Annotated in this window: 24 protein-coding genes; 11 read left to right on the top strand and 13 right to left on the bottom strand. The window is 48.4% G+C overall.

The window, feature by feature from the left end:
- Positions 1–124: 124 nt before the first annotated feature.
- Both QU605_RS07020 and QU605_RS07015 read left to right on the top strand, forming a co-directional pair.
- Complete coding sequence (locus tag QU605_RS07020) at positions 125–1,459, top strand: MATE family efflux transporter (RefSeq protein WP_289724576.1); 1,335 nt, start codon at positions 125–127, stop codon at positions 1,457–1,459.
- A 15-nt stretch (positions 1,460–1,474) separates the two neighbouring features.
- Positions 1,475–2,248, top strand: coding sequence for an enoyl-CoA hydratase/isomerase family protein (locus QU605_RS07015; RefSeq protein ID WP_289724575.1), 774 nt, complete (start codon positions 1,475–1,477; stop codon positions 2,246–2,248).
- Between the two features lie 140 nt (positions 2,249–2,388).
- Here the strand turns inward: QU605_RS07015 and QU605_RS07010 are convergent, their stop codons facing one another.
- The 3 genes from QU605_RS07010 to QU605_RS07000 form a co-directional block, all read right to left on the bottom strand.
- Entirely contained in the window at positions 2,389–3,495 is a 1,107-nt protein-coding gene (locus tag QU605_RS07010; RefSeq protein WP_289724574.1) for a BamA/TamA family outer membrane protein, read from the bottom strand.
- A complete protein-coding gene (locus tag QU605_RS07005) occupies positions 3,495–4,184 on the bottom strand; it encodes a hypothetical protein (protein ID WP_289724573.1) in 690 nt (229 codons plus the stop codon). The genes QU605_RS07010 and QU605_RS07005 overlap by 1 nt, the downstream gene beginning before the upstream one ends.
- Positions 4,185–4,306: 122 nt before the next feature.
- The gene (locus QU605_RS07000; protein ID WP_289724572.1) at positions 4,307–6,142 is read right to left on the bottom strand and encodes an ABC transporter ATP-binding protein; all 1,836 of its coding nucleotides are present in this window, start codon (positions 6,140–6,142) and stop codon (positions 4,307–4,309) included.
- Positions 6,143–6,230: 88 nt separating this feature from the next.
- Here QU605_RS07000 and QU605_RS06995 point away from each other — a divergent pair, with 88 nt between their 5' ends.
- Both QU605_RS06995 and QU605_RS06990 read left to right on the top strand, forming a co-directional pair.
- Entirely contained in the window at positions 6,231–6,683 is a 453-nt protein-coding gene (locus QU605_RS06995) for a 6-pyruvoyl trahydropterin synthase family protein (protein ID WP_289724571.1), read from the top strand.
- Between the two features lie 60 nt (positions 6,684–6,743).
- Complete coding sequence (locus QU605_RS06990) at positions 6,744–7,517, top strand: UDP-2,3-diacylglucosamine diphosphatase (protein ID WP_289724570.1); 774 nt, start codon at positions 6,744–6,746, stop codon at positions 7,515–7,517.
- On the opposite strand, the gene recJ is transcribed toward QU605_RS06990, so the two are convergent.
- Positions 7,511–9,214: a single-stranded-DNA-specific exonuclease RecJ gene (gene recJ / locus QU605_RS06985; RefSeq protein ID WP_289724569.1), complete on the bottom strand. Its 1,704-nt coding sequence runs from the start codon at positions 9,212–9,214 to the stop codon at positions 7,511–7,513. The genes QU605_RS06990 and recJ overlap by 7 nt on opposite strands.
- A gap of 76 nt (positions 9,215–9,290) precedes the next feature.
- Complete coding sequence (locus tag QU605_RS06980; protein ID WP_289724568.1) at positions 9,291–9,719, bottom strand: OsmC family protein; 429 nt, start codon at positions 9,717–9,719, stop codon at positions 9,291–9,293.
- 49 nt (positions 9,720–9,768) lie between these two features.
- On the opposite strand from QU605_RS06980, the gene QU605_RS06975 reads away from it, so the two are divergent.
- Positions 9,769–10,371 carry a carboxymuconolactone decarboxylase family protein gene (locus QU605_RS06975; protein ID WP_289724567.1) on the top strand — a complete coding sequence of 201 codons (603 nt, stop codon included), beginning with the start codon at positions 9,769–9,771 and terminating at the stop codon, positions 10,369–10,371.
- A gap of 79 nt (positions 10,372–10,450) precedes the next feature.
- Here QU605_RS06975 and rsmI read toward each other — a convergent pair whose 3' ends face one another.
- Both rsmI and QU605_RS06965 read right to left on the bottom strand, forming a co-directional pair.
- Positions 10,451–11,164 carry a 16S rRNA (cytidine(1402)-2'-O)-methyltransferase gene (rsmI, locus tag QU605_RS06970; RefSeq protein ID WP_289724566.1) on the bottom strand — a complete coding sequence of 238 codons (714 nt, stop codon included), beginning with the start codon at positions 11,162–11,164 and terminating at the stop codon, positions 10,451–10,453.
- 30 nt (positions 11,165–11,194) lie between these two features.
- Positions 11,195–11,881 carry a DUF8457 domain-containing protein gene (locus QU605_RS06965; protein ID WP_289724565.1) on the bottom strand — a complete coding sequence of 229 codons (687 nt, stop codon included), beginning with the start codon at positions 11,879–11,881 and terminating at the stop codon, positions 11,195–11,197.
- Positions 11,882–11,986: 105 nt separating this feature from the next.
- On the opposite strand from QU605_RS06965, the gene QU605_RS06960 reads away from it, so the two are divergent.
- The 6 genes from QU605_RS06960 (at position 11,987) to QU605_RS06935 (ending at position 18,849) form a co-directional block, all read left to right on the top strand.
- Positions 11,987–12,640: a thymidine kinase gene (locus tag QU605_RS06960; protein WP_289724564.1), complete on the top strand. Its 654-nt coding sequence runs from the start codon at positions 11,987–11,989 to the stop codon at positions 12,638–12,640.
- Positions 12,624–13,733, top strand: coding sequence for an alanine racemase (gene alr, locus QU605_RS06955; protein ID WP_289724563.1), 1,110 nt, complete (start codon positions 12,624–12,626; stop codon positions 13,731–13,733). Before QU605_RS06960 ends, alr begins: the two co-directional genes overlap by 17 nt.
- Before the next feature lie 62 nt (positions 13,734–13,795).
- Positions 13,796–14,209, top strand: a complete 414-nt coding sequence (gene mscL, locus QU605_RS06950) for a large conductance mechanosensitive channel protein MscL (RefSeq protein WP_289724562.1) — start codon at positions 13,796–13,798, stop codon at positions 14,207–14,209.
- 378 nt (positions 14,210–14,587) lie between these two features.
- A complete protein-coding gene (locus QU605_RS06945) occupies positions 14,588–15,586 on the top strand; it encodes an aspartate-semialdehyde dehydrogenase (RefSeq protein ID WP_289724561.1) in 999 nt (332 codons plus the stop codon).
- Between the two features lie 76 nt (positions 15,587–15,662).
- A complete protein-coding gene (locus QU605_RS06940) occupies positions 15,663–17,816 on the top strand; it encodes a prolyl oligopeptidase family serine peptidase (RefSeq protein WP_289724560.1) in 2,154 nt (717 codons plus the stop codon).
- A 31-nt stretch (positions 17,817–17,847) separates the two neighbouring features.
- Entirely contained in the window at positions 17,848–18,849 is a 1,002-nt protein-coding gene (locus QU605_RS06935; RefSeq protein ID WP_289724559.1) for an ABC transporter ATP-binding protein, read from the top strand.
- A 6-nt stretch (positions 18,850–18,855) separates the two neighbouring features.
- On the opposite strand, the gene QU605_RS06930 is transcribed toward QU605_RS06935, so the two are convergent.
- From QU605_RS06930 to rpmF, 6 genes are all read right to left on the bottom strand, one after another.
- Positions 18,856–20,187, bottom strand: coding sequence for a GntP family permease (locus tag QU605_RS06930; RefSeq protein WP_289724558.1), 1,332 nt, complete (start codon positions 20,185–20,187; stop codon positions 18,856–18,858).
- Between the two features lie 82 nt (positions 20,188–20,269).
- A complete protein-coding gene (locus tag QU605_RS06925) occupies positions 20,270–21,394 on the bottom strand; it encodes an NAD(P)/FAD-dependent oxidoreductase (RefSeq protein ID WP_289724557.1) in 1,125 nt (374 codons plus the stop codon).
- Between the two features lie 27 nt (positions 21,395–21,421).
- On the bottom strand, positions 21,422–22,777 hold the full coding sequence (gene accC / locus QU605_RS06920; protein ID WP_289724556.1) for an acetyl-CoA carboxylase biotin carboxylase subunit: 1,356 nt from the start codon (positions 22,775–22,777) through the stop codon (positions 21,422–21,424).
- A gap of 56 nt (positions 22,778–22,833) precedes the next feature.
- Entirely contained in the window at positions 22,834–23,310 is a 477-nt protein-coding gene (gene accB / locus QU605_RS06915) for an acetyl-CoA carboxylase biotin carboxyl carrier protein (protein WP_289724555.1), read from the bottom strand.
- Positions 23,311–23,334: 24 nt separating this feature from the next.
- A complete protein-coding gene (locus QU605_RS06910) occupies positions 23,335–24,333 on the bottom strand; it encodes a beta-ketoacyl-ACP synthase III (RefSeq protein WP_289724554.1) in 999 nt (332 codons plus the stop codon).
- A gap of 165 nt (positions 24,334–24,498) precedes the next feature.
- A complete protein-coding gene (rpmF, locus tag QU605_RS06905; protein ID WP_289724553.1) occupies positions 24,499–24,696 on the bottom strand; it encodes a 50S ribosomal protein L32 in 198 nt (65 codons plus the stop codon).
- Positions 24,697–24,701 lie beyond the last annotated feature (5 nt).

Raw genomic sequence — 24,701 nt, 5'->3', positions numbered from 1 at the left:
AATAAAAAGCCTGAATCACGAGGGTGCCTCAAAAGTATGAAATACCGGTGCCAATTAAGGAATAAGCCCCCAGGTAGATCCTTGAATCCTTTTTAATATTGCCGACTCCGCGTATCTTCGCCTGGTGAATTCGGTCCTCACTTTCAAGAATATCAACAAGCTGGCGATTCCGGCACTGATCGCCGGAATCGCGGAACCCGTGCTCAGTATAACAGATACTGCCATCGTCGGGAATATACCCGAAAATGGCCTCGAGTCCCTGGCCGCCATTGGGATTGTCGGATCTTTTCTCAGTATGCTGATCTGGATTCTGGGGCAAACCCGTTCTGCCATTTCGGCAATTATAGCTCAGTATTATGGTGCCGGCAGGCTATCCGAAATACAGTCCCTTCCTGCTCAGGCCATAAGCATCAACATTGGAATAAGCCTGATCATTTTGTTGGTCTCATTGCCTTTAAGCCGCGAGATCTTTGAACTTCTAAACGCCTCCGGGCAAATTCTCGATCGGTGTGTTGCCTATTACGAAATACGCGTTTGGGGATTCCCCCTTACGCTATTTGTCTTTGCCATAATGGGTATTTTCCAGGGGCTTCAAAATACTGTATGGCCTATGCTTATCGCCATTACAGGGGCTGGATTAAATATCATCCTGGATCTGATCCTCGTGTATGGGATCACAGACTGGATCCCCCCTATGGGTCTGGAGGGGGCAGCGTGGGCAAGCCTGATCGCCCAGGGGGTGATGGCGGTCATGGCGCTTTGGTTGCTGGTCACACAAACCTCCATTCGACTCCTCCCTGAATGGTCATTGCACCCGGAATTGAAACGGCTTATAGGTATGGCACTGAATCTTTTTGTCCGAACCCTCTCTCTAAATATCGCCCTTCTTTTCGGGGTTCGTGAAGCAACCGCACTGGGAGATCAAGCTATTGGAGCACATACCATAGCCGTGAATCTCTGGCTGTTCGCTGCCTTTTTTATAGATGGCTATTCGGCTGCCGGAAAAATCCTGGGAGGTCGTTTTCTAGGGGCACAGGACTACGACAGCCTCTGGCTTCTCAGTAAAAAAATCACCCGTTATGGTCTTTGGATCTCCGTAATGCTCATGTTACTTGGAGGCATATTCTATTATCCCATAGGCCGTGTTTTCTCTTCTGAACCCGCTGTGCTCAGCGCCTTTTACAGTATTTTCATTATTGTAATCCTGGGGATGCCAATCAATACGATTGCTTTTATCTTCGATGGCATCTTCAAGGGGTTGGGGGAAATGCGCTACCTGAGGAATGTCCTGCTCCTGGCGACCTTTCTGGTCTTTTTACCCGTGCTATACGCAGGAAAAGCCCTGAATCTGGGACTATATGGAATCTGGGCTGCTTTTACATGTTGGATGCTTGTCCGGGGTGGAACGCTGATCTGGAAGTTCCGGAGAAAATTTCGCCCCTTCTTACAAAACGTCTAAATTTGATTTAAAACAATGGGAACAACGCGCAAAGAAGGTAGTCTCTACACCCGTTTAGACGGGGGCCTGGCCATACTGGAGTTTGGACACCCTTCCAGTAATTCCTTGAATTCAGAGCTTCTCAGCCGGCTTTGCAAGGAGATTGAAAGCCTTGGGGCCAATACGGAAATCGCACTTATTCTCATTCAATCTGAAGGAGACCGGGCCTTTTGCGCAGGAGCATCTTTTGATGAACTCCTGGAGATTTCAACTCCGGAACAAAGCACTGCATTTTTCAATGGTTTTGCCCGGTTGATCAACAGTATGCGAACCTGCCCCATCCCGATTATTGGTAAAGTACATGGTAAAGCAGTAGGTGGCGGAGTAGGCCTGATAGCCTCCTGCGACTATGTGATGGCTTCTGACAAAGCCTCGCTGCGTCTCTCGGAGATCGGTCTTGGAATTGCTCCTTTGGTTATTGCCCCAGCGGTAGAACGAAAAGCAGGGGTATCCGGACTTGCAGAATTGGCTCTTGCTCCCTCCGAGTGGAAAAGCGCATACTGGGCCAGAGAACGCGGCCTGTTTTCAAAGGTCTTCGAATCCCGTTCGGATCTGGATAAGGAAACTGAGTTTTTTGCCGCTGACCTCGCATCCCACTCCCGGGATGCCTTAATGCTCATGAAAAGAGCCTTGTGGGAAGGAACCGAACATTGGGATGATCTTCTGACTTCCCGGGCAGCAATGACAGGTAAACTGGCATTATCCCAAACCACCCAGCAAACCATTTCAGCCTTTAAGAAAAAACGCTGAAGTACCGGAACACCGGGGGTTTCTTGTCCAAATTTTTATTGAGTAGCGGATCCGAATCCTTATTTATAGCAGGTGAAGGAAACCATTAGGAGTACCTCAACGCCAGAAGTAAACTTTGGTGAACTGCACTGGTTCCGGGGTTAAAAAGCCTGATTAACCCCGAAGTAAAATCCACTGTTTCCGGCCTCCCCGATCCCTACGTCTAACCGGACAAGGGTATTCTGTTTTTTGAGGATTTTAAAGCGGACTCCCCCACCCGTACTGAACTTGGGATTGTTAAAAAATTCCTGATTAATACCGGAAACCTCGCCCATAAGCCCAAAGGCTGCCAGGCTCCATCGCGGGTGAAATCGCCATCGGTATTCCGCTGTTAGCACATACATCTGGTCGTCGATAAACCTGCCCTGAAAATAGCCCCTGGCCATATTTCCTCCCCCGAACTGTGCTTTAGACTGAAATGGAACATCCCCATAGTTGTTTTCCACGTAAATCCGGGCAGCCAATAACCCCTTTTCACCAAGCGGATAATAGGCCCGGAGATCTGTTATAAATCGATTGTAACCATAGGTAGCCCCGAAGTTCTTACTGGAAAACTGGGCGTTGAAATTCACATAATAACCTCCCTTGGGATCTTCCACCTGGTCACGGGTGTCGAGATTAAAAATTGCGCCCAGCCCCACTATGATAGCCCCTTCACTACCGGGTATGTCCCCGGAGTCCAGAAGTCCGCCTTCTTCTACTTCCGTCAGCTCATGATACTCGTAATTAAAGCGCATCCCAAAATTTAGGGATGGTGGTAGCCTCTTAAGAAAGTCCACCCTTAATTTATGGCTGGTCATGTCGTAATTCTCCTCATTGGTATCCGGGGTGTTGTTTCCAATACCCCAAAATTTATTCGGATAAATCCGGAATTCATATGACCCGTCCAGATAGTAATCGCCTTCGCCAAAATACACCTGGGGCAAAGCTTGTAACACAATCTGTGAATTGGCGGTGTAAATCCCGGTGAAAAGTATATTGGACTTACGAACTCCAAACGTATTGCTTTCCCCGGTGATAAAGAGTTGACCCCCTCCGCCAAATCCAAATCCGGTTTCCGGGGTGCTGAATATTACAGGGATCCCGATAAGTTTCAGGCTCTTTCCTGACTTCAGCGTATCGCTTCTTATGATGGCGCCATCTTTCGACTGACCCCATACCGATAAGGAACAACTAAGCATCAATATGTAGAAGAGGAGTCTGCGCATCAGAAAAAGAATTCGTCTAAAAGCACATTGAAACCAAACGAAAAGAATGTAGAGTTCGCAAATATGGATTCTTTAAATACATTTTGTTGTAACTCCGAGTCGTACCGTACATCTATCCAGTTAAAAGTTGAGCCTACTCCAACGTCCAGAATTACGCGTTTGGAAAGCGCATAGGCAAATCCAAGACGCGTCCTGATAGCAAATCCGGGGCCCTCCGCTAATTCCGTAACTGACCGGTTTCCCACTTCCAGAGTGGATGATTCCCTCAGTCTGATATAGCCGGGTAGCACGCTCACGTATAAGGAGCCATAAGATTCATTCAGAAAGTAATACTGAATGGATGGACCAATCAACAGGGTTTCGGATTCTGTGTCTACAAGTCCGTTCCCGCTGCTACTCCTGGCGACTATATTGGCCCCCAGGAACCATCGATCCTTAAAAAAAGTCCCGCTAAATATTTCAAGGGCATAGGAATTGGTGGCAATAAGGTCATCAGAAGACCTCAGTTCAAGTGTGCTGGAATTAAAGCTCCCATTGAGCCCGGTGAGCCATCTGCCTTTCTGAAATGGGGTGACAGAGCTATCTTTTGAAACCGTATTTGCTCCGGCGTCCTGACTCATACCCGAAAAACATCCAATCCCTGCAAGGAAAAGGGTTGTGAATATGATTCTTTGTGAAATCTGAAACATAGATCAAATACAATTGCTGGAATCCTTAAATCACTTTCCTGATTTCGGAAACATAAGCAGTATCAAGGTAAAGTTAAACAATTTGAAAATCGCAGAACCCATTCCCGAGGATTAAACGCAGGCTATTGGTATCCGGCTGCCTGTAACCTAAAGAGTTCGGCATAAAGCGCGTCCTTGGCGAGCAACTCCTCATGGGTGCCCAATTCGCGAATCCTGCCGCCCTCAAGCACCAGAATTCGATCGGCCATGCGCACCGTACTGAACCGGTGTGAGATGATTATACTCGTGCGTCCTTTTGTCAACGCGATAAACCGTTTAAACACCTCGTACTCAGCCCTTGCATCGAGGGATGCTGTGGGTTCGTCCAGCACCATGACCTCAGCATCCTTCATATAAGCCCGGGCCAAAGCCACCTTTTGCCACTGTCCTCCACTGAGGTCCTGACCCCGTTTAAAACGCCGCCCAAGCTGCTGTTCCAGTCCCTCTGTAAGTTCGCTAATCACCTGGTCTGCAAGACTTTTCCTTGCAGCGTCCCGAATCAGTTCTGTGTCATCCAGGGCGTCGATATTGCCTACAGCGATATTCTCCCGTATCGTGAATTCATATCTGAAAAAGTCCTGAAATATCACGCCAAACCGATCCCTGTACGCCTGCTTATCAAACCGTGTAATGTCAATCCCATCAAGTAAAATGCTGCCCTTGGACGGCTCATAAAACCTCAGGATGAGCTTTATCAGTGTCGTTTTACCGGCTCCATTCTGTCCCACAAAGGCCATCTTCTCACCAGCCTTTAGGGTAAAGGATATCCCTTTTAAAGTTGGGGTATTGCTTCCCGGATATGTAAAGTGAACGTCCTTAAACTCAAACCCCTCCTTAATGCTGTCCGGCAGGGGTATCGGTTCATGCTCAGGGGTTGGGATTTCCAGGTCGACAAAGTCAAAGTAATCTTTCAGGTAAAGCGCACTCTCTGAAATCCTTGTAAACCTTGAGAAAAAAGCCTGAAGACTGCCCTGAAGCCGATTGAAGGACCCGGAAAGGAAGGTCAGTTCCCCAAGGGTCAGGAATCCGCCCAGGGTCCGGTAGATGATCAGCACATAGGCCCCGTAATAGGAAAGAATCCCCAAAAGATTAAACACCCCCCCTAAAACACTCTGCCGGATCGCGAGTTTTCGATTCAGGAGGTAGTATTCGTGGGCCAGATTTTTAAACCGTTTGGCAATGAAGTTGGTCAGCCCGAAAAGCTTGACCTCCTTTGCCGTCTGACTATTTGCCCCAATATACCTGAGGTAGTCCAGTTCGCGCCGTTCACTGGTCCAGGACCTGGCCAGGGAATAGCGGTCTGAGGAATACTTTATTTCGTTGATAAAAGATGGGATTACGCTCAGGATCAACAGGAGGATCAGCCAGGGCTCAAAATAGATCAGCCCTGCGATCAGGGAAGTCACCGAGAGCACCCCTTCGGCCTGCCCCAGGACATTACTCATCAGGTTAACACGGCTGTTGGTTTGGGTTCGCGCCCGCTCGAGTTTATCGTAAAACTCAGGGTCCTCGAGTTGCTCAAGGGTGAGTTCCTGTGCCTTTCGAATAATACGCTCTGATGACGTATTTGAATACAAATCCCCCAAAAGACCATCCGTTAAATTAACCAGGCGCCCAAGTAAATCGGATAACAGGGCAACCCCTAACTCTATGCCTACATAGACCCAGAGTTGTTCCATATTGGTTGCACCTTCCTGGGTTAAATGGACAATTTCATCTATGATGAGTTTCCCTACCCAAAGTAAAACCACAGGACTAAAGGCCTTCAGGGCTCTTGCTGTGGTATTGATCAGAAACATTCCCGGGGCAGCATGGTAGATTTCCCGGAAAAACCGGGGTATTGAACGCCACCCCTTAAAGGAGTCTTTCAGGGAGATTCGATCCTGATCTGTGATGGACTTAAGTCGGGTCCGTGCCATAATCATGCAAGTTAGTGAACTCCCCTGATCCAAATAAAGGCACCATCAGACATTATTCCTACTTTTGTAGCCTTTAAAGAACCCTTCAATGGAACGTATTCGGATTACCAAGGAATTTACATTTGAAACCGGACATGCGCTGTACGGATATGACGGCAAGTGCCGGAACGTCCACGGGCACAGTTATCACCTGTCTGTGACTGTTATCGGGACGCCCATTCAGGAAGAAGGGCATAAGAAACTTGGAATGGTTATAGATTTTGGGGATTTGAAGACCATCGTAAAGGAAGAAATTGTAGACCCGTTTGATCATGCAACGGTCTTTAATGGAAAAACGCCACATGTAACCCTTGCCAAAACGCTTAGTGAAAACGGTCACAAAGTAATCCTTGCGGACTACCAGCCCACCTCGGAAAACATGGTTTCAGATTTTGCCCGTAAGATCCGCAAACGCCTGCCAGAGGGAATTGAACTGCACTCCCTAAAATTACGGGAAACCGGCACGGCATATGCAGAATGGTTTGCCAGTGAAAATCCGTAACCGGGGTTTGTACAATTCCCAGGAATTGAAATCCCGGGGATATCCGTAATTTTACAGCCGATGAATTCCATTGAGGTCCCATCAGGAAAAAAGATATACTTCGCCAGCGATAATCACCTGGGGGCACCCACTTCTGAACGCAGCCAGCCACGTGAAAAAAAATTTGTGCGCTGGCTCGAAAGCATCCGCAAAGATGCGGCGGCAATTTTTCTTTTAGGTGATCTGTTTGACTTCTGGTTTGAATACGGCACAGTGGTGCCAAAGGGGTTTACGCGTACCTTGGGAAAATTGGCAGAAATAACCGATAGCGGCATTCCTGTATATTATTTCGTGGGAAATCACGATCTGTGGATGAATGGCTACTTTGAAGAAGAGTTAAACATTCCTGTCTTTCACCGGCCACAGGTTTTTGAGATCGGTGGGAAGGAGTTTTTTATCGGTCATGGGGATGGACTTGGCCCAGGGGATAAGGGATTCAAGCGAATGAAAAAAGTGTTTACCAACCCGGTTGCCAAATGGTTCTTTCGATGGTTACATCCAGACCTTGGGGTGCGTGTTGCGCAGTATTTTTCAGTCAAAAACCGCTTGATTTCAGGTGAAGAAGATGTCCATTTTCTGGGCGAAGACAAAGAATGGCTGGTCCAATATGCCAAAAAGAAACTGGAGGCCCGGCATTATGATTATTTTGTTTTCGGCCATCGCCACCTGCCTCTGGACATCGAGCTCTCAAAGGAATCCAGGTATATAAACCTGGGGGATTGGATCGGCTACTTCAGTTATGGGGTCTTTGACGGGAAAGACCTTCAATTGGTGTATTTCGAAAAGGATTACTGAGGTGGTTCCCCTGTAATATCCCTGATTTTTAGCTGTAGACTTGTTTTGCCTTTCCAGGCATTCTCCTCCAGCGAGAATACCACCCAAAACGGAGCACCCCCCTTAACCAAACCCAGGTGTTTTCCAAGGCCAAACCCAATTCCGCCAAAAGGCCCTGCATCCTCCTGCAGAACGGCCAGTTTAAGATGATCCCCATTTTCGCCAACGGTCCGGGCATAGCCGGAATCCCTTAAAGGTCCAGCCGTGAAAACCGGACTGGGATTTCCGGGGCCAAAAGGCGCAAATTCTTTCAGAATTCGGGCCAGCTTTGGGGTCATTTCCCTCAAATGCACCGGCATATCAATCTGTATCTGGGGTTCGCGGTGTTCAGGCAGGAGGGTCTCCGACACCACAGCTTCAAATCTCCCCTTAAACGCCTCATACATGTCCTCCTGAAGCGTTAAACCCGCCGCATAGGTGTGGCCTCCAAACTGTTCAATATAATCTGCACAGGCCTCCAGGGCCTGATATACGTCAAAACCGCGAACTGAACGTGCTGAAGCGGCAAGTTTATCCCCGCTCCGGGTAAAGACCAGTGTAGGCCGGTAGTAGGTTTCCATCAGCCTTGAAGCTACAATCCCAATAACTCCTTTATGCCAGGAATCCCTGTAAACAACAGTACTCATCCGGGATTCTTCCCCATCTTCGGAGATCATTGCCAGAGCTTCCTCAGTCATTTGCTTATCCGTACCCTTCCGCTCCTGATTCAATAATTCGATCTCCCTTGCCAGTTCTGCCGCCAGATTATAATCACGTGCTGTCAGGAGTTGTACGGCCTGGTCCCCGTGCTGCATCCTTCCGGCAGCGTTCAGTCTGGGGGCCAATTGGAAGACAAGATCGGAAACCTGATAGTGATCTCTATTAATTTCCTGCATCAGGGCCCTCAGGCCGGGACGCGTACGCTCATTGACCACTTGCAGGCCATAATGGGTAAGAATCCGGTTCTCCCCCGTGATGGGAACGATGTCAGCGGCGATGGCCACAGCCACCAAATCCAGATAAGGACGAAGGGATTCAACGGAATGTCCTTTATTGTACTGCAGGGCCTGAATAAGTTTAAATCCAACCCCACAACCACATAAATCACTATACGGATAAGTGCAGTCATCCCGCTTGGGATCCAGCACGGCAACCGCTTCCGGCAATCGGTCACCTGGCCTGTGATGGTCGCATATGATAAAGTGAATTCCTTTTTGACTGGCATAGGCCACCTGGTCCACAGCCTTGATACCACAATCCAGTGCGATGATGAGTTGAAACTCATTGTCAGCTGCAAAATCGATGCCCCGATACGAGATCCCATACCCTTCCAGGTATCGATCGGGGATATATGAAGCTACATGCGGGTAATAGGATACCAGATAATCGACCAGCAGGGAAACAGCAGTAGTCCCGTCTACATCATAGTCCCCATAAACCAGGATGCGCTCTTCATTCCGAATCGCGCTTTCAATTCGCGCGGTCGCCAGATCCATATCCCGCATAAGGAATGGGTCGTGCAGGTGTTGGAGCTGAGGTCTGAAAAACAGACGGGCCTGTTCATAATCGAGAATACCCCTCTGAACAAGGAGGCCCGCGATTAAAGGGTCCACGTTGAGCGAATCCGCCAGAGCAGCTGTCGACTCACTGTCCGGTTTGGGTTTATAAATCCAGCGCATCGATGCTTTAGGTTAACAATACTCCCGGAATCTGAAATCGCCTTTCAGGATTTCCAATTGGGGACTGTGTAGTCTGCTATTGGTGATGAAACTTTGAACTGACAGACACCTCAGCAAAACTCCGGAACATTTTCATGACTCCGCAATAGGTATCCACTGATAAGGTAACCGCCCGTTTGAGTTTGGCTTCGTTTAAATTCGAACCAAAGAAATGGAACTCCATCTGAACATTTTCGTATGTCTGGGGTTGGGTATCCGTAAGACGGGCATGAATATCGATGTGAAAACTGTCGATCTCGAGTTTCATTTTCCGGATGATAAATGCAACGTCCAAACCGGAACATCCGGCAAGCGAACTAAGCATAAGTGCTTTGGGCCTGAGACCGTCCCCCTGACCCCCTTCATCGGGGCTGGCGTCTATTTTAAAAGTTTGTCCGGAGGGGTTATTGCTCTCAAAAGCCATATTCCCCATCCACCTGGTTTTCACATAGTTGGAAGAAGCCATAATTTTTCGTTACTTGTAAAAATCAAAAATACAATAAAATCCCCCTACAATGGCCTTGGTAGAACCCCTTGACCCCAATAGCGATCCCGAGACCTGGAAGCTGGCAGAATTCTTTAATGAAACCCTTGGGTTTTGTCCGAACTCCGTCCTTACGATGCAACACCGTCCGGCCATATCCAAAGCCTTTATTGAATTGAATAAAGCTGTTATGGCTAATGAAGGAAGGGTGACTTCAGCTTTGAAACGCATGATCGCCTGGGTGAGCAGCAATGCAGCCGGTTGCCGCTATTGTCAGGCCCATTCCATTCGTGCTGCGGAGCGCTACGGAGCGGAACAGGAAAAGCTGGATAACATCTGGCAATACCGCACGCATGCCTCTTTCACCGAAGGAGAACGCGCTGCCCTGGATTTCGCCCTTGCAGCCTCCCAGATACCCAATACCGTAGACGCTGACCTTAAAAAGAGGCTTCACACCTATTGGAATGATGGCGAAATAGTCGAGATCCTGGGTGTGATTTCCCTGTTCGGATATTTAAACCGCTGGAACGATTCCATGGGGACATCCATCGAAGATGGGGCCGTGGAAAGTGGGGATAAATTCCTCTCTAAATACGGTTGGGACAAAGGGAAACACGACGGAAGCGCTTATTGAGGAAGACCTGTTCAAAAATCACTTTCCTTTTTAAACGGAAAATCAAAATTCGAATCTGGAGTGCTACCGGCATCACCGGCTATTTAAAGCCCTCAACGACGATTACAAGCTCCCCTTTTGGAGGGTGTTTTTCAAAATGGCTTAATACCTCGGCCACTGAACCCCGAATGGTTTCTTCGTAGATTTTGGTCAGTTCACGGGATACCGTTAGTTGTCTTTCTGCACCAAAATGCGCAATGAATTGCGTTAGGGTTCGCAGAAGTTTATGCGGGCTTTCGTAAAAAATAAGCGTCCTGCTTTCTTTCGCAAGAAGTTGTAATCGGGTTTGACGTCCTTTCTTCGGAGGCAGAAATCCCTCAAAAACAAAGCGGTCCGAAGGGAATCCACTATTGACCAGGGCGGGAATCAGGGCAGTAGGCCCTGGCAGGCAGGTTACAGAAATCCCCTCCTGAATGCATTCCCGAATCAACAGAAACCCGGGGTCGGAAATTCCAGGGGTTCCCGCATCGGAAATCAGGGCCAGGGTATCCCCGGCTTTGATCCGGCTGACCAATTGGTCCAATACCCGGTGTTCATTATGCATGTGATAGGAACGCAGGGGAGTTGAGATCTGAAAGTGCTTTAAAAGATTTCCACTGGTTCGCGTATCCTCAGCCAGTACCAGGTCTACGGACTTAAGTACCTCAAGAGCCCTGAGGGTAATATCCCCCAGGTTGCCGATGGGAGTTGGGACGATAATAAGTGAGCCGACCATATTCTTTAAAGAAACGAAGGCCGAAAATGCATGCAGCATCCCGGCCTTGTGATAATCCGTCTATGAACCTCAGGAAAAACGCCGTTCGATCATGGCAAGAAATCTACTTTCGTATTCTTCCTTGCCGGTCCAGTTCTCGTATTCCGGTTTAACCATCTTCTCGATGAATTCCACAGAGTTTTTGTGTGAATCCATGGTGTTCAATTGAGACAATATCCGATTAAAATCTTCCGTGCTGTCATTAAATAAATGCTTTACAAAAGCCAGCCGGTCGTTTAGCCCCATGGTAATGTCTTTCGCCGTAAGCGTGTCATTAAGAGATCGCGCCGGGCGCACTCCGGCTATATCCTCAGCAGTCGGGGTGACGGTATCCTTATCGTTTTTCACGAAATCATTCTGCTGTAAAAACTGGGCCAGAATGCCTTCCAGTTCTTCCCCTCCGGGCATTTCAGACACCATGTGTTTGATCGTATCGATCCCCGGAATAATAATGTCCTCATCGTGCGGATTGCTTTCCGGCACACGCTTATTCTCGTTGAGGACTGCCGTTGCCATTTTTTCAAATTTAGATGCGACAGAACTCTTACTGACATCCACTTCAAGGTCCTGAAGTTTTTCTTCAATAAAGTTCAATACTGCGAGTTTCTCATAGAGCATTCGCGCCTGTTCGTATAGCACGGGCAGTTCTGTCATTTTATCGTCTGAAAGAATTTTGCTCGCCAGTCCTGTCAATTCAGCTCTTAGTTTCCGTTTCATAGCGTTTTCTTCTGAGCCGTAATTCCCGGCCCGTATTTTTCATACTTTTATAACCTCTACCGAAGGAAAACGACGGAAGGTTATTATTTAGTCTAAAATTACAAAATGTTTCTCGAAAATACCGTTAACCCGGAAGAACAATTCGGTTGGATCGAAGTGATCTGCGGCTCCATGTTTTCGGGTAAAACAGAGGAGCTTATCAGGCGTCTGAAACGCGCCAAGTTCGCCCGGCAGAAGGTGGAGATCTTCAAGCCTATCGTCGACACGCGGTATCATGAAGAAAAAGTGATTTCCCACGATGAGAATGAAATCAGGTCTACCCCTGTCCCGGCTGCAGCGAACATCAGATTGCTCGCCGATGATTGCCATGTGGTGGGAATTGATGAGGCCCAGTTTTTCGACGATGAAATAGTCACCGTTTGCAATGATTTGGCCAACAGTGGGGTTCGCGTCGTCGTAGCAGGCCTGGATATGGACTTCAAGGGGAATCCTTTTGGGCCCATGCCCGCCCTAATGGCGACTGCGGAGTACGTTACCAAAGTACATGCCATCTGTCCGAGGACGGGCAACCTGGCTCATTACAGCTTTCGAAAATCACAAAGCGACCGCCTGGTACTATTGGGGGAAACTGAAGAATATGAACCCCTTAGCAGGGCGGCTTTCTATAAAGCGATGCTCAAGGAAAAAATAAACAAGCTCGAAGTAAAGGATCCGCAGGTAATCACCAGCAAAAATTCCGGGAATGCAGAAGACTCCTGAAACCATTCTAGAAATTGACCTGAACGCCCTTGAGCATAATTATCAGGTGCTGCGCTCCCGAATCCTGCCAAAGACCAGAATGCTGGGAGTCGTCAAGGCTTTTGCCTATGGAAGCGATTCGGTTGCCATAGCGCAAAAACTCGAAGGGTTGGGGGTAGACTACCTTGGAGTCGCCTATGGTTCGGAAGGGGTGCACTTGCGGAAAGTGGGTATCCGGGTACCGATCCTGGTGCTGCACCCCCAGCCAAATGGGATGGAGGGGCTTATTGAGGCTTGCCTGGAACCCAGTCTTTACAGCCCGAGGATCTTACAGGAATTTATCCGGATCGCCACAGATCAGAAACAACAGGCGTATCCCGTTCATTTAAAGTTCAACACCGGACTGAACCGCCTGGGTTTTTGGGAAACCGATCTGGAATGGATTGGCCGACAACTCAACGCTACGGATGCCATAGAGATTCGCTCCCTCTTTTCCCATCTGGCGGCTTCAGACGATCTGGGCGAAAGGGATTTTACACTCGGGCAGATTCAGAAATTCGGGGCGATCGTCAACCAATGGGATAAGCACTTTGAAGTGCGTCCCTTTAAGCACCTGCTGAACACTTCAGGGGTTTTCAACTATCCCCAGGCACAATGGGATATGGTTCGCACCGGGATTGGTCTCTATGGTTATTCAAACGATCCTGAGTCAGACCCCTTGCTCAGGCCCGTATCGAAATTGCGCACAAAGATTTCCCAAATACATAAGATTGAACCGGGGGAATGGGTGGGTTACAACAAGGGGTACCAGGCACCGGATTACCGGATCACTGCAACCCTGCCCATCGGTCATGCAGATGGCATTGGGAGACAATACGGTCAGGGAAAAGGAGTGGTTTACATCGCTGGCATGCCAGCGCCAATCATCGGGAATGTCTGTATGGATATGACCATGGTGGACATTACCGGAATTACCTGTAAGGAAGGTGATGAAGTTGTTTTCTTCGGGGATCGTTTTTCCGCAGAGCACTTGGCTTCCAGAGCGGATACTATTTCCTATGAACTGTTAACGGGTATCTCCCAGCGCGTTCCCAGGGTAATTACCGGAGCTTAAAATTCAGTTAGAACATACTGAAATTTATTACCTTAGTACTAGTAATCACTAAACCAAACACCATGCTCAAAGAATTTAGAAATTTCATCATGACCGGAAATGTAATCGACCTTGCGGTTGCTGTCCTTCTTGCGGGAGCCGTGGGACTCGTGGTCAACGGTTTTGTAAATGACATCATGATGCCCGTCGTAGGGTACTTTGCCGGAGGCATTGATTTTGCAGAATTTAAAATCGTTCTTTCAGAAGCAGTAATGGGATCAGACGGCACCGTGGTGACCCCGGAAAGCGCGATCCGATACGGTGCCTGGATCAATTCCATCATCAATCTTATCATTGTAGGTTTTGTGCTGTTCATGATTGTGAAATCGTATAATAAAGTACGTACGAAGGAAGAAGAAGCCCCTGCGCCTGAACCGGCAGGGCCAACCCAGGAAGAACTACTCACAGAAATACGCGACCTGCTCAAGAAGCAATAAACAAGCCCGCGCTTATGCGCGAACACCGCTGCACCGCAGCTTTTATTAACCCTAAACCGCTTCGTGCCGTCGAAGCGGTTTTTCTTTTAACAGCCCCTGGGGGAATCCCTAATCGGGAATGGCCAGGCTTTACCAGGATTATCGGGGAGCAAACAACATCACATTCCGATTCCTTTAAGCAAACACTTGATTCAGAACCTTCGGATTCCAAAACAAAATGGGATAATCCATACCTTATAAACTATCCGATTTCAGAGGGAAATCCCGCTGAAGCGGACGAACATAAATTTTAACAATTTGGGAGGATTCTGTTTTAAAAAACGCCTCGTTTTGACAGAATAGGCTGCTTGACTACTTTTACCCCAAAATGTGTACGGTATGAAACTCGCTGTAGTAGGTGCCACCGGAATGGTTGGAGAAGTGATGTTAAAGGTGCTCGAGGAACGAAAATTCCCTGTCGATGAGATATTGCTTGTAGCTTCAGAGCGGTCCATAGGCAAGAAGCTCCTGTTCCGCGGAGCGGCTGTAGCCGTAATCGGACTGCAGCAGGCCCTGGAATCCAAACCTGACATGGCACTCTTTTCAGCAGGGGCAGCCACATCCCTGGAGTGGGCACCGAGGTTTGCGGCAGCCGGAACGACAGTGATAGACAACTCCTCAGCCTGGCGTATGGATCCGGAAATAAAGTTGATCGTTCCGGAAATCAATGCCTCATCCCTTGAAGTTTCGGATAAGATTATAGCCAACCCAAATTGTTCAACCATACAACTGGTTATGGTTCTGGCCCCGCTTCATGCTAAATACAAAATGAAACGGGTTGTGATTTCCACATATCAGTCCGTTTCAGGAACTGGAGTCGAAGCCGTACAACAATTGGAAAATGAAGTGTCCGGTATTGAGGGAAAGATGGCCTATCCGCATCCCATCTACAAGAACGCACTTCCCCATTGTGATATTTTTATGGAAAACGGGTATACGAAAGAAGAGATGAAACTTGCCCGGGAGCCTCAGAAAATATTGGATGACCGCACATTTTCCGTAACGGCCACAGCGGTGAGGATTCCCACCGCAGGAGGACATTCCGAATCTGTAAATATTGAATTTCACACGGATTTTGACCTCAGGGAGGTTCGGGAGCTCCTCTCGCAAACCCCTGGAATTATACTGCAGGATACCCCTGAAGCCAATCTATACCCAATGCCGGTTACTGCGCATCAAAAAGACGAGGTATTCGTCGGGAGAATCCGAAGGGATGAAAGTCAGCCCAGAAGCCTTAACCTATGGATTGTCGCAGATAACTTGCGAAAAGGTGCAGCGACTAATGCCGTTCAGATTGCTGAATACCTCCTTGATTCCAAACTTGCCCAACCCGCTTAAAAATCTGTTAAACACCGTATCCTATTGACGGCAGAATACTTTTTATGGTATTTTTGAGAGCCTCAAAAACCAGCGTATGAAAAGCTTTCTAACATTACTTGCCCTTACAGGATTACTCCTTTCCTGCCAGGATAAAACCCAAGCGCCAATGGCCCTAGAATACCCCCAAACACCCAAAGTAGACACCGTAGACACCTACTTTAACACACAGGTAGCGGACCCTTACAGATGGTTGGAAGACGACAGAAGTTCTGAAACCGAAACCTGGGTGGAAAATCAAAATGAGGTCACCTTTTCCTTCCTTGAAAAAATCCCGTATCGGGAAGCCCTTAAAAACCGTTTGCAGGAACTCTGGGATTACGAAAAACTTGGAACTCCTTTTATCGAGGGAGCGTTTACCTATTTCTTTAAAAATGATGGATTGCAAAACCAGTCTGTGGTTTATCGCAAAGCCGGAGAAGGTGCTGCAGAAGTCTTCCTGGATCCCAATACGTTCTCTGAAGATGGGACAACATCCCTTTCCGGCCTCAGTTTCTCCAAAGATGGTTCCCTGACAGCCTATTCCATTTCAGAGGGTGGGAGCGACTGGAGGAAAATCATTGTGATAGACGCCAGGAGCAGGGAAATTATGGAGGACACGCTGACAGACGTCAAATTCAGCGGTATTTCCTGGAAAGGCCAGGAAGGTTTCTATTATTCCAGTTATGATAAACCTGAAGGGAGCGAACTCTCAGCAAAGACAGACCAGCATAAGGTGTACTACCATAAAATGGGTACCCCACAGGAAGCGGATCAGCTTATTTTCGGGGGTGTTCCCGGGGAAAAACACAGATACGTCAGCGCAACTGTAACTGAGGATGACCGGTTTCTGGTCATTTCAGCCTCCAACACGACCTCCGGAAACAAGCTGTTCCTCCGGGATCTGAGCCGTCCTGATGCGCCGATAGTTCCCATCCTCGATCATGAGGATAGCGACAGCTATGTGATTGAAAATGTCGGATCCAAACTTTACATCGTGACCAATCTGGAGGCTCCCAACCAACGGATTGTAACTGTAGATGCAGCCAACCCGGGTCCTGAAAACTGGCAAGATTTTATCCCTGAGACCGAAAACGTTTTGGTGCCGGGTACGGGAGGAGGGTATTTCTTTACCGAATATATGGTGGACGCTATTTCAAAAGTACTGCAATACGACTATGACGGGAATCTTGTCCGGGAGGTAGAATTACCTGGAATGGGAAGTGCCGGGGGCTTCAGAGGTAAAAAAGAACAGAAAGAACTCTATTTCAGTTTTACAAACTACAATACTCCGGGCACTTCGTATAAATTCAATGCAGATACCGGTGACTATGAAGTATACTGGAAACCGGAAATCGATTTTGATCCTGATCAGTACGATTCGAACCAGGTTTTCTATACCTCTGCAGACGGCACCAGAATTCCAATGATGATCACCCACAAAAAAGGCCTGGAGTTGAATGGGAAGAATCCAACAATACTTTACGGATACGGTGGCTTTAACATCAGCCTTACGCCCAGTTTCAGCACGGTGAATGCCATTTGGCTGGAACAGGGCGGCATTTACGCGGTACCCAATCTGCGAGGAGGGGGAGAATACGGTAAGGACTGGCACAACGCCGGAACAAAAACAAACAAACAAAACGTATTCGATGACTTTATTGCAGCAGGGGAATACCTGATTTCCGAAGGTTATACAAGCCCGGAATATCTCGCTATTCGCGGGGGCTCAAACGGAGGACTCCTCGTCGGAGCGGTAATGACACAACGCCCCGACCTGATGAAGGTTGCCCTGCCGGCAGTAGGGGTGCTGGACATGCTTCGATACCATACCTTTACCTCTGGCGCGGGCTGGTCATATGACTACGGAACCTCGGAGGATAGCGATGAAATGTTCCAGTATCTCAAAGGGTATTCGCCCCTCCACAATATTAAAGATGGGGTGGCGTATCCGGCTACGCTGGTAACTACAGGAGACCACGACGACCGGGTTGTCCCGGCACATAGTTTTAAGTTCGCAGCCACATTGCAGGAAAAGCACAGCGGGACCAATCCGGTTTTAATACGCATAGAGACCAATGCCGGGCACGGGGCGGGGACTCCTATCAGCAAGACCATTGAACAGTATGCGGATATCTTTGGCTTTACCTTGTATAATATGGGATTTGAATCGCTTCCCAATAAAGCTGTATTCAAAGACTTTAAGGAATAAAAAACCCTTAATTTAGAAATCCGTTTCCCATATGAAACGGATTTTTTTTAGCACTATGCTCAAGGTACGTCATCTGACATTCGGATATGATAAGCAACCGGTCCTGGAGGATCTCAGTTTTAGGGTCTCCAGGGGGGAATACGTGGCTGTTATGGGAGAGAGCGGTTGTGGGAAAAGCACCTTGCTTAAACTACTCTATGGGGCCCTTCCGTTTGAAGAAGGCAGTATTACATGGAAAAATCACCCTATAAAAGGTCCTGCATATCAATTGCTGCCCGGGGGTGAATACATCAAATACCTGGCACAGGATTTTGATCTGATGCCCTATGCAACTGTTGCCGAAAACATCAGCAAATACCTGTCCGCTACGGACCCTGAACAAAGGGCTGCCAGGACGGTAGAGCTAATGGAGACAATGGAGCTGGAGCAATACCGGGATGTCAAGGTACAATTCCTGAGTGGAGGAGAACAGCAGCGTGTGGCCCTCGCCCGTGTTCTTGCCCTTAGGCCCGAAATTCTTCTGCTCGATGAGCCTTTTAGCCATATCGATCATTTTCGGCGGAATAAACTCAGGCGAAACCTCTTTGGGTTCCTCAAAAAGGAAAACATAAGTTGTATCTGTGCTTCTCATGATTTCTTCGATGTACTCCCATTCGCGGATCGGATTATGGTCTTAAAGGACAGGGAAATCCTGGACCTCCGCCACACGGATGACATATTCGAAAAACCGAGAACCCTTTACACCGCAGAATTGCTGGGTGAGGCAAACCTGGTGCCAATAGAGGTGCTTAAATCTTATGCTTCCACGACCCGGAATATTATTGTCTACGCCCACGAATTCCGCATTTCTGGTAAATCAGGTATGCCCGTTACCGTGAAACACACGTATTATCTCGGGAGTCATTACCGAAATTACGGGGTTCTGGATTCGGGCAGAGGGGTGTATTTCGATTCGGAAAAACCCATAGAGAAAGGGAAAAAGATATTCCTGAATGTATCCCTGGAAACCATCAACAAACGCATGCCGATATAACCCGGATTAAGCAAAGAGCAGCGAGCAGACAAATACACCCACTGCCGCACTGGTGCCCAGAAGGAAGGTGCCGCCCCCAAAAAGTTTATACCCCGTACGCACATCCATGCCGCTCATTTGGGTGACTACCCAGAAAAAGCTGTCGTTCGCATGTGAGATTACCGAGGACCCGGCTCCCAGGGCTACGACTGCCAGCGCTTTCTGAACTTCCGTCTCAAGGCCAAGGGCCGGCATCATTGGAAAGAGTATCGAGGCCGCTGTAATCAGCGCAACAGTAGAGGAACCCTGGGCTGTTTTGAGGACAGCCGCAAGTACAAAGGGCAGAAAAATCCCAAGATTATAGGTGACCAGTCTATTCCCAAGGGATTCCGCGATCCCGGATTCCTGGAGTACGGTGCCAAATATTCCTCCGGCCCCGGTAATCAGCAGTATTGAGGCGGAATCCCGAATGGCCTTACCGACCCAGCCATCCGAAGCCAGCATATGCACGTTTAATTTTTGGGGAAGTAAAAGGCAAAGCAGCAGACCAATCATCAGGGCAATAACAGGTTCTCCGAGAAAATTAACCCAGGCCGAAACTCCGATGGCCGCGGCACCCTTAGCACCAAATACCGATTTTAAAACAATTAGCAGAATCGGCATCGCAATAGGCAAAAGGGCCAAAAAAACTGGTGGTCGATACTCCCGGACAAGATCCGGTATAGGGGCACTGTTGGAAACCGGTTCGGGCTCAATATAGGTTTTTGAGGCCACCCGGCTGGCAAACCAGATGGATACAGCCAGGGCCAGCAAACTGACCGGGACCCCAAAGAGGATGACTAGGCCAAGATCTGCTTCCAGGATTCCCGCAGCTGCAATGGGTCCCGGCGTGGGTGGAACAAGGGTATGAGAAACCATCAGACCCAGGCCCAGGGCGATAGCCCCGCCGGCGAGGGAAACCCCCGCTTTCCGGCTCATGCTCTTCCCGAGTGGATCTAGGAGCATATAGCCACTGTCGGCGAATACAGGAATAGAAACAATATACCCGAGAACGGCCATTGCAAGGGGGATTCGCCTGTTACCTATCCAGGATAGTGTCTTTTCGGCAATCGCCCGGGCACCTCCGGTATGTTCCAGAAAGGCGCCGATCATGACCCCGAGGACAATGATCAAACCAATCTTGCCCATAGTCCTTCCAAATCCCTCATTAATTGCTATTACAAGGGACTCCAGGGACATCCCTGCAAATGCGCCATAAGCCATAGAAACCACCAGCAGTACCAGAAAGGGGTGTATCTTCAAACGGGTAGTCATCCAAATGATGATCAATACGGCGACAAGCAGGTAAACAAGTTCCAATATCTTTATGCTGAGTAGATTTCAATCCTGAAGATCAGGTAATAAAATGAAATAAAAAAAACGCGCCCTGGAATTTGGGTATTTATCCGTTGGCCAACCCGGCAAGTTCTTTACCGACATGGCTACCAATGGCCACTCCCATCCCACCAAGACGGACCCCACAGGCTACATTCTCTGAAAACTTTTCAACTATGGGTCTCTTTTGTGGCCCAACACCCATAATACCGCTCCAGCGTTGCGCGATCCGGAAGGGAATCCCCGGAAGGATTACTTCCCTCAGGAGGGCTTCCAGTTTATCCTGTATCAGGGGTGTCTGACCAAATTCTGTTGTAGTTTCTCCTTCAGGATCCAGGTTTCTTCCGCCTCCGAATAAGATACGCTGTCCCACATTTCTGAAATAATAAAAGCCTTCGTCCATATGAAATGTCCCGTGAATAGCCAGTTTGGGAATGGGCTCCGTAATCAGTACTTGGGCACGAGCCGGACGAACCAAAGCGGCTCCGGAATGGCCTGCGAATCCATTTGTCGCCAGCAAGAGTTTTCCGGCCTTGAAATCGAACCGATTTGTACCTATCGCCACCGTATGCCCAAGGTCTGTATAGCTTTTGAGCTCGACTCCATTAAGGATCATTACGGGGTTGTTATGACCCTGCACCTTGTTGAGCAGGGCCTGCATCATCTTTCCGGTATCAATTTGCCCTTCAGCCGAATGCAGAATTAATTCTGGCAGCACTCCCCTGAAACCAAAAGTGTTCTCGGCCAGACGAAAACACGACTTTCCAAAAACGGGTTCCAACAGGGCATTGATCCGGTCCATTTCATTGAGACAACCCTCAAATACTGCAGCATCTTTCTCCTGAAAAATTTCATATCCCCCCCATTGTCGGAAGTCGAGAGCTTTATCCCCAAGTCGTTTGCGTAGCAATTTTATCCCGCTCAGGCGCTGTTCCACCAAAGCTACCACTTCATCCTCCGAATGTTGCTGCAGGTCTGAAAGGATTTCGGTAAGGCTGCCAAAACAGGCAAAGCCCGCATTTTTAGTGCTTGCCCCCTGGGGAAACACCCCTTTTTCAAGAATCAGGATTCGGGCCTCAGGGTGGGATTCACGAAGTTCCAGGGCACAACTCAGCCCTGTAATTCCACTGCCGACAATACAGAAATCGAGCTTGTCCAGCCAGGTTTTCAGCTCCCAGTAGCTCAAGTTCATGCGTAATTGCCTTTAAGGATTAGGACTTCAGGATTCCTCAGAGATCGGATCCATGACGAAGTCTTCCATGAATTTTGTCGTGTAATTCCCAGCCAGGTAATCCGGGTGGTTCATCAATTGCAGATGAAATGGAATTGTTGTTTTTACGCCTTCAATCACAAATTCATCGAGGGCACGCCTCATTTTGTTGATCGCTTCCTCCCGGGTTTGGGCGGTAGTGATCAACTTGGCAATCATGGAGTCGTAATTGGGTGGGATCACGTATCCGCTATAGACATGGGTGTCCAGTCGAACCCCGTGCCCTCCGGGCGTGTGAAGCGTGGTGATCCTTCCTGGGGAAGGGCGAAAATCGTTATACGGATCCTCAGCGTTGATACGGCATTCGATAGAATGCAGCTTTGGCACATAATTCTTACCCGAAATTGGCACGCCGCCGGCCACAAGAATTTGCTCCCGGATCAGGTCGTAATCAATTACTTGTTCTGTAATAGGATGTTCCACCTGGATCCGCGTATTCATTTCCATAAAATAGAAATTCCGATGTTTGTCCACCAGAAATTCCACCGTACCGGCTCCTTCGTATTTTATGTATTCTGCCGCCTTAATAGCCGCATTGCCCATTTCTTCCCTGAGCTTATCGGTCATAAAGGGAGAAGGGGTCTCTTCGGTGAGTTTCTGATGTCGTCTTTGGACAGAACAATCCCTTTCCGAAAGGTGGCACGCCTTCCCGTACTGGTCCCCGATAATCTGTATCTCAATATGCCGGGGTTCTTCGATGAGTTTCTCCATGTACATGCCCCCATTCCCAAAGGACGCTTTTGCCTCCTGTACCGCACTCTCGTAATTCTTCTCGAGGTCTTCCTCTTTCCAAATGGCACGCATTCCCTTTCCCCCACCTCCGGCCGTAGCTTTAATCATCACCGGATACCCCATTTTGCCGGCAATCTTCTTGGCCTCCTTAACATCTTTCAGGATTCCCTCAGAACCCGGAATGGTAGGAACGCCAGCCTTCTTCATCGTAGCTTTGGCGGAGGCCTTATCCCCCATTTTGTCGATATGGTCCCCGGTAGCACCGATAAACTTTATGTCGTGCTCAGCGCAAATCCTCGAAAACTTGGAGTTTTCTGAAAGGAATCCGTATCCCGGATGGATCGCATCGGCATTTGTGATTTCTGCGGCTGCAATGATATTGGGTATTTTCAGATACGATTCGGAACTCGGCGCTGGGCCGATACAAACCGCTTCATCTGCAAAACGGACATGAAGACTTTCCTCATCAGCTTTGGAGTAGACCGCAACGGTCTTGATTCCCATTTCCTTGCAGGTCCGTATGATGCGCATGGCGATTTCCCCGCGATTTGCAATCAGTATTTTCTTGAACATGGCGCGTCTTCTTGGCGGATTAATGATTAAAAAACAGTCTCGGGAGTTCTGGTTCCTTATGAGGGATCGACCAGGAATAAAGGTTGGTCAAACTCCACAGGGGAAGAGTCCTCAACGAGTACTTTAACAATCTTCCCTGAGACTTCCGATTCAATATCGTTGAAGAGTTTCATGGCCTCGATCACACAGAGTACATCCCCCTGAGAAATGGAATCGCCCACTTCAACAAAAGCCGGTTTATCCGGGGAAGGTTTCCTGTAGAAAGTACCTATGATCGGAGATTTGATTGTGATGTATTTGGATTCCTCGCCTTCTTTCTCCTGACTTTCAGGGGTTGGCTGGGAAGCAACAGGCGCAGGGGCGGCCACAGGAGCTGCTTGCATCGGAATCTGTTGCACATAGGTCGTTTCCGTGCCGCTTGATGTCGGGCCCGTACGGATTGTGATTTTGATATCATCCGTCTCCAGCTTTACTTCACTGGCTCCTGATTTAGCCACAAATTTGATGAGGCTTTGAATTTCTTTAATATCCATGGATTCAGGTTTTCTTGTTTGTTTCTATTTTGTGTTATAGGCCCATTTGAGGTAAATTGATCCCCAGGTGAACCCTCCGCCGAAAGCGGCAAATACCAGATTATCCCGTTTATTGAGCTGTTTTTCGTAATCGTGCAGGAGTAGCGGAAGCGTTGCCGAAGTCGTATTCCCGTATTTCTCGATGTTCATCATGACTTTTGAGTGATCCAGGCCCATTCGGTTTGCCGTGGCATCGATAATTCGCTTATTCGCCTGGTGAGGCACCAACCAGTTGACATCTTCATGGGAAAGCGAATTGCGCTCCATGATTTTTGCTGCCACATCGGCCATATTTGAAACGGCAAATTTAAAAACGGACTTCCCGTCCTGAAAAACGTAATGCTTTTTATTCCTGACGGTTTCCTCCGAGGGAGGCATCAGGGATCCTCCAGCTTCAATCTGAAGAAATTTCCTTCCGGTACCGTCCGACCTGAGGTATTCATCTATCAGGCCCAAACCTTCCTCAGAAGGCTCAAACAGGACTGCCCCTGCTCCATCGCCAAAGATGATACATGTAGTCCTGTCTGTATAATCGATGATCGAAGACATTTTATCTGCACCGATCAGGAGCACTTTCTTATACCGGCCTGATTCAATATATCGGGCTGCCGTTGACATTCCATATAAAAAATTAGAACATGCCGCCTGCAAGTCATAGGCGAAAGCATTGACCGCTCCGATTTCAGAAGCCACATATACAGCTGTGGAAGCCACAGGTAAGTCTGGTGTTGCCGTGCCCAGAATAACCAAATCGATTTCTGCAGGATCGAGATTTCGCTTGCGGATAAGGTCCTTGGCTGCCTCAATTGCCAGGTACGAGGTCCCCTTGTCTGGGTCTTTCAGTATCCTTCGTTCCTTGATTCCGGTCCGGGAGGTGATCCATTCATCGTTGGTATCAACCATGGTTTCCAGGATGGAATTCGTGAGTCGATACTCCGGAACGTAAGCTCCCACAGCGGTAATCGCTGCTGTTAACCTATTCATTAAAGACACGTTTTTATGATTGAACCCTTAAAAAAGGCCTCAAAATCCGTGAAAAATAAGGATTTTCCACGAATTTCAGCCCTTATCTATTGTTTTTTGAGCAATACAGGCCATAAAAAAACTCCCACTTTATTCAGTGGGAGTCCGTAGTCTGTTTGTACATCCTTAGGCTGTGGCCTCTTCCGATTTATCCACGAGTACCTGGCCTCTGTAATACAATTTACCTTCGTGCCAGTGCGCCCTGTGGAAAAGATGCATCTCTCCAGTTGTCGGATCTTTTGCCAGGGTTGGGGCCGTTGCCTTGTAATGGGTGCGACGTTTATCCCTTCTGGTCTTGGAAATCTTTCTTTTAGGATGTGCCATGGTAC

The sequence above is a fragment of the Robiginitalea aurantiaca genome (genome assembly GCF_030380815.1).
Taxonomy (GTDB): domain Bacteria; phylum Bacteroidota; class Bacteroidia; order Flavobacteriales; family Flavobacteriaceae; genus Robiginitalea; species Robiginitalea aurantiaca.
This window is presented reverse-complemented; position numbering and strand designations above follow the sequence as displayed.